Source organism: Paenibacillus sp. GbtcB18 (genome assembly GCF_019091125.1).
Lineage (GTDB): Bacteria > Bacillota > Bacilli > Paenibacillales > NBRC-103111 > Paenibacillus_F > Paenibacillus_F chitinolyticus.
The window spans coordinates 1-230 of sequence record NZ_JAGXJX010000990.1 but is presented as its reverse complement, the minus strand read 5'-3'; the positions used below and the strand labels follow the sequence as shown (position 1 = coordinate 230).

The window sequence follows — 230 nt, the reverse complement described above, 5'->3', positions numbered from 1 at the left end:
GTCTCGGTCCTTTGCCCGCTCCCGCGGATCGAAGGCAAAGGGAATTACCCCCCCTGGTTCGTTGGGGTCTCCCCCCTCTCCCGCGTGATCCGAAATCCAGTGCGAAGACCGGAGGGACCGGGTTACGCACAGGGTGAGCAGCACGAGATCCGCTTCGCCGGCCTCGATATAGTCCCCCGCCTGCCGGATCAGTGCGCCCGCACCTGCCGTCGTAACGCTGATACAGCTTA

The 230-nt window shown here is 64.3% G+C and carries 1 pseudogene; it reads right to left on the bottom strand.

Features of this window, described 5'->3' with window-relative positions:
* A pseudogene (locus tag KVT34_RS31490) lies at nt 1-230 on the bottom strand (hypothetical protein); the annotation flags it as partial.